5 protein-coding genes are annotated in these 4,951 nt (G+C 74.0%); 3 read left to right on the top strand and 2 right to left on the bottom strand.

Translation table 11 applies throughout. The annotated features are described in order from the left end of the window. Positions 1–15 precede the first annotated feature (15 nt). Positions 16–522: a hypothetical protein gene (locus JFN87_RS31990; protein ID WP_209345842.1), complete on the bottom strand. Its 507-nt coding sequence runs from the start codon at positions 520–522 to the stop codon at positions 16–18. Between the two features lie 39 nt (positions 523–561). Then, positions 562–1,683, bottom strand: coding sequence for a magnesium and cobalt transport protein CorA (locus tag JFN87_RS31985; protein ID WP_209345840.1), 1,122 nt, complete (start codon positions 1,681–1,683; stop codon positions 562–564). A 492-nt stretch (positions 1,684–2,175) separates the two neighbouring features. Here JFN87_RS31985 and JFN87_RS31980 point away from each other — a divergent pair, with 492 nt between their 5' ends. The 3 genes from JFN87_RS31980 (at position 2,176) to JFN87_RS31970 (ending at position 4,861) form a co-directional block, all read left to right on the top strand. Continuing rightward, complete coding sequence (locus tag JFN87_RS31980; RefSeq protein WP_209345838.1) at positions 2,176–2,775, top strand: suppressor of fused domain protein; 600 nt, start codon at positions 2,176–2,178, stop codon at positions 2,773–2,775. A gap of 73 nt (positions 2,776–2,848) precedes the next feature. Next, positions 2,849–3,487: a DUF6758 family protein gene (locus JFN87_RS31975; RefSeq protein ID WP_209345836.1), complete on the top strand. Its 639-nt coding sequence runs from the start codon at positions 2,849–2,851 to the stop codon at positions 3,485–3,487. A 507-nt stretch (positions 3,488–3,994) separates the two neighbouring features. Further along, on the top strand, positions 3,995–4,861 hold the full coding sequence (locus JFN87_RS31970) for a PHP domain-containing protein (RefSeq protein WP_209345834.1): 867 nt from the start codon (positions 3,995–3,997) through the stop codon (positions 4,859–4,861). The last annotated feature ends 90 nt before the right edge of the window (positions 4,862–4,951 follow it).

The following is a 4,951-nucleotide window of genomic DNA, read 5'->3' as shown; positions in this document are numbered from 1 at the left end:
CCGGCCGGGCCGGCCTCAGCCCGTGCGCCCCCTGCGGCGCCGCGCGAGGAAGCGGGGGAGGGGGCCGCGCGTTGTCGCCGGGGTGGGGGCGGGGCGCGCGGCGAGGGACGTGTCCGGCAGGGCCGTCGTCGCCTGCCGGACCGTCAGGCGCAGCACACGGCACTCGCGGGCCCAGCGGTCGACCATCGCCTCGCCGTCCGGCGCGTTCAGGCGCTTGCTCCTGAGCTCGGCGACCGCGGCGGCCCATTCCGGCGAGCCCGGCGCGAGTTCGCCGACCTCGGCCGTCCAGGACACGACCCGCCCGCGCTTGTCCTTGCTCGGGACGGTGACCTCGGCGCTCGCGCCGTCCACAAGACCGGACGGGAGCGGCTGCTCGCCAGGCCCCTCGCCGACCAGGTACGCGGCGCCGTCGAGCCACACGTGCCACACGGGCCTCGCGCGGCCCGTGCCCCGCACCCAGACCAGCCCCGACTTCTTCGTGGCCTCCTCCACCAGGGAGTGGGCAGCCTGCGACTCGGGCACGTGTCCTCCTCGGAGATGGCCGTCGGACGAGATGGCCCGTCAGAGCCAGCCGTTCCTCTTCAGTGTCCTGTGGATGACGAGGCAGACCGCAACGATCGCGCCGAGCACCATCGGGTAGCCGTACTTCCAGTGCAGCTCCGGCATGTGATCGAAGTTCATGCCGTAGATGCCGCAGACCGCCGTCGGCACGGCGATGATCGCGGCCCAGGACGTGATCTTGCGCATGTCCTCGTTCTGGGCGACCGTCGCCTGCGCCAGGTTCGCCTGAAGGATCGAGTTGAGGAGTTCGTCGAAGCCGATGACCTGCTCGTGCACGCGGACGAGGTGGTCGGCGACGTCGCGGAAGTACTTCTGGATCGCCGGCTCGACCTGCCGCATCGGCCGCTCGCTCAGCATCTGCATCGGCCGCAGCAGCGGCGACACCGCGCGCTTGAACTCCAGCACCTCGCGCTTGAGCTGGTAGATCCGCTGGGCGTCCGGGCTGCGCTGCCCCTTCTTGCCCTTCACCGGCTCGGAGAAAACGTCGATCTCGACCTCGTCGATGTCGTCCTGCACCGCGTCGGCGACGGCCAGGTAGCCGTCCACGACGTGGTCCGCGATCGCGTGCAGCACGGCCGACGGGCCGTGCGCCAGCTGCTCGGGGTCCTCTTCGAGGCGGTGCCTGAGGCCGCGCAGGGACCCTTTCGTGCCGTGCCGGACGGTGATGACGAAGTCCCGGCCGGTGAAGCACATGACCTCGCCCGTCGCCACGACCTCGCTGGTTGCCGTGAGCTCGGCGTGCTCCACGTAGTGGATCGTCTTGAACACGGTGAACAGCGTGTCGTCGTAGGGTTCGAGCTTGGGCCGCTGGTGCGCGTGGACGGCGTCCTCCACGGCGAGCGGGTGCAGCCCGAACTCGGCCGCGATGCCCGCGAACTCCTGCTCGGTGGGCTCGTGCAGGCCGATCCAGGCGAAACCGCCCTCCTCGCGCACCCGCAGCATGGCCTCGTGCGGGGTCGCGCACGTATCGGTCGTCACGCGGCGGCCGTCGCGGTAGACACCGCAGTCGACGACCGCCGTCGACGCGGACGCGTCATGGGCGGTGTCGTAGGAGCGGTAGGAGCCGCCGTTCTTGCGGAACGACGGACGAACGGCTGCACGCAGGTCCCGGATCATCGACATGGCAGGCTCCTTCACGACAGAGACCGTCAGGCGAGGCTTGGCGCGGCCCGGAACGGGGGCGTGGACTCGGACTCGACGAGACCAGCACGTCCGCGAAGCGGGCGGCGCCGGGGGATCGCGATGACGGTGTGCGCTACCGACAGGTGAAAAACACAAGCTGGGGCGATGTGCTCATCCGCCGGACGGAAAGCCGGTGCCCGGCCGGTCGGCCGGTGCGCGGTCGCGGTTCGTGCGACGCGGTGGGGCCGGTCAGGAGGGCGGGCTCAGCTCACAACGTTGTGAAGCCGTACGGAGAGCGGCTGGTACTGGCCGGGTGACTTCGATCCACCGCAGCCCCACCTCCTCCGGTCGGTCCCCCGTGGGGGATGACGTGTGCGTCGGGACTGGAGAGCAAGGCTTCTGCCTGCTGCCCCGATCGGCGCCCCAGCTTAACAGCCTGAGCGCGGCCAATCTTGCGTCATGCCCCATCCTTACGCGATCTATGCTCGCCGAGTGGCAGAAATTCTTGCGCTGGTCGAGGACCGGCTGCGGGCGGCGCTGGGCGAGCCCGACGCGCGTGCGGCGGTGACGTTCGTCGGCGCCGACCGCGTCGAGGTGCTGCGCTTCGTCGACACCGCGGGCCCCGCGGGGCCCGTCGTGCGGTACGCGACGCTCGGCATGTCGGCGGCGCCGATGAGCGACGGCACGTCGATGACCGCGGACGCGCTGCGCGGACCGCGCGCGGAACTGCTGCTGTCCGTGAAGGCGGGGCTCGCGCGCACCGACGAGGTGCTGCGGCCGCTCGCCGTGCTGGCCGCGTCGCCGCAGGTCGAGGGCGTCGTGGTGGCGCCCGGCGCCTCGCTGGACGTCGGCGGCCCGCTGTGGCCCGAGGCCCCGTTCACGTCCGTCCTCGTCGCGGAGGGCGGCGGACTCGTGGCGGATCTGGAGCTGGGCGGGCCGATGGATCCCGTGCAATTCCTGCCGCTGCTTCCGATGACGGCGCACGAGGCGGCGTGGAAGCGCGCGAGGGGCGCACAGGAGCTCCAGGAGCGCTGGTTGTCCCACGGCACGGACCTCCGTGACCCTCTGCGCGGTGCCGTACCACTTGACTGAGAGGGTGCCACCGCACTCCCGGGTCGCGTGATCGCCTTGACGCGGCGTCGGCCGGGGAGGACCGTTGGCGGATATGAGGGGCCAACCCAGTTGCCCGAAGTGCGGTGGGCGCGTGAGGGCGCCAGGTCTCTTCTCCGACTCCTGGCAGTGCGACGCGCACGGGACGGTGCACCCGCTGCAGCCCGTCATCCCGCCCAGCGTCGAGTCCCTTGGCGTCGTCGTGAACCGCGCCAGGGTCCCCGTCTGGATGCCGTGGCCACTGCCCGTCGGCTGGCTGTTCACGGGCGTGTCGCACGCGGGTGACGACCGCAGCGGCGGCACGGCGACCGCCGTCGCCTGCTCGGGCCCGAGCCCGCTCGGTGGCGTCGGAGAGATGCTGCTCGTCGCGGAGGAACTCGGCGTGGGCCTCGGCGCCCGGTACGCGGGCGTCGAGGGCCCCGACCCGGGCCCGCACCTGCGCGTCGACGAGCCGCCACGCGCGAAGCTCCTCGCGGCGGGCCGCCCCACCCCCCTGTGGCGCGTCTCGGGCACGCCTGACGACCGCGTGGCGTTCGCGGGGGAGGCGCTGGGGCTGTGGCTGTGGGCCGTGGCGTGGCCCGAGGAGTCGGAGCTGCTGCTCTACGACGAGCTCATCCTGACGGACCTGCGGGACGCGGGCGCGGAGGTCGACCTGCTGCCGTGCGGCGCCCTCTCCCCACGCCTGCTGTCCTGACCGGCCCGCGCGCCGGGAGCCGCGCCGCCCCTTCCGGCCCCGCCCGCCGTGACCGGCCGTCCCGGCCGAGGCGGCCCCATCACCTGGGCCCGGCGTGGGCCCGCCGTCGGGCTGTGCGATGGGCCCGGCGCCCCCCGTGCCGGTGGCCGTCCTCGTGCCGGTCCAGTCGCGGCCACGAGGCCGGCCGGGCTCGACGAGGTTCTCCGATGGCGGCGGGCACGGGAGGCCCCGGTCGAGGACGAGCCGCCGTCGTCGGGCCGGGCACCCGGGGGCAGCCTCGGGCCGGGCAGCCGGGAAGACGGCCGGTCCACGGGCGTGGGCAGCGGGCGCTCGGGAGCGGCGCCGCGCCGGCGGGGCGGGTGCCTCGGGTCTGGTCGTGGCCGCGAGGTCTCCGGGGCGGCCCCGGGCTCACGGGGGCCCGGGCCCGGGGTGTGGCCGGAGGAGGCGCGGGGGGCCGTTACGCTGGACGGGTTGTCGTCGACCCAGCGAGCCCAGGAGCATTCCCCCGTGCGCATCGATCTGCACACCCACTCCTCGGCCTCCGACGGCACCGACACCCCCGCCGAGCTCGTGCGCAACGCCGCCGCCGCGGGGCTCGACGTCGTGGCGCTCACCGACCACGACTCCACCCGCGGCCACGCCGAGGCGGCCGCCGCGCTGCCCGCCGGCGTCACGCTCGTGACCGGCGCGGAGCTGTCCTGCCGGATCGACGGCGTGAGCATGCACATGCTCGCCTACCTCTTCGACCCCGCCGAGCCCGGCCTGCTCGCCGAGCGTGAGCTCGTGCGCGACGACCGCGTGCCGCGTGCCCACGCCATGATCGGCAAGCTCAACGACCTGGGTGTGGGGATCACCTGGGAGCAGGTGGCGCGGATCGCGGGCGACGCCTCCGTCGGCCGCCCGCACATCGCGTCCGCCCTCGTCGAGCTGGGCGTCGTGCCCACCGTCTCCGACGCGTTCACCGCCGACTGGCTCGCCGACGGCGGCCGGGCGTACGCGGAGAAGCACGAGAGCGACCCGTTCGAGACCATCCGCCTCGTCAAGGCGGCCGGCGGCGTCACCGTCTTCGCCCACCCGGCCGCCGTGAAGCGTGGCCGCACCGTCCCCGAGGACACCATCGCCCGCCTCGCGGCCGCCGGGCTCGACGGCATCGAGGTCGACCACACCGACCACGACGCCGAGACACGGGACGCGCTGCGCGGCGTCGCCCACGACCTCGGGCTGCTCACCACGGGTTCGAGCGACTACCACGGCACCCGCAAGGACGTCGCACTCGGCGAGAACACCACGGATCCGGAGGTGTACGCCGAGATCGTGCGGCGCGCCACAGGCGCCTTCCCCGTCCCCGGCGCGGGCGGTCCCGTCACCGCCTAGGTCCTGCCCGCCGCGGCCCTCGCCGCGCCTCCGCCTCCGTGCCCCGCACGACCGGGGCGCGCCCGTGGGCACGGCCCCGCCACGTCCCGA

Source organism: Streptomyces montanisoli (genome assembly GCF_017813245.1).
In the GTDB taxonomy this organism is placed as follows: Bacteria; Actinomycetota; Actinomycetes; order Streptomycetales; family Streptomycetaceae; genus Streptomyces; species Streptomyces montanisoli.
This window is presented reverse-complemented; position numbering and strand designations above follow the sequence as displayed.

Excerpts from the sequence above, each read along its gene's own strand:
- JFN87_RS31985 (WP_209345840.1), bottom strand. The coding sequence starts at position 1,683 with ATGTCGATGATCCGGGACCTGCGTGCAGCCGTTCGTCCGTCGTTCCGC.
- JFN87_RS31975 (WP_209345836.1), top strand. The coding sequence starts at position 2,849 with ATGAGGGGCCAACCCAGTTGCCCGAAGTGCGGTGGGCGCGTGAGGGCG.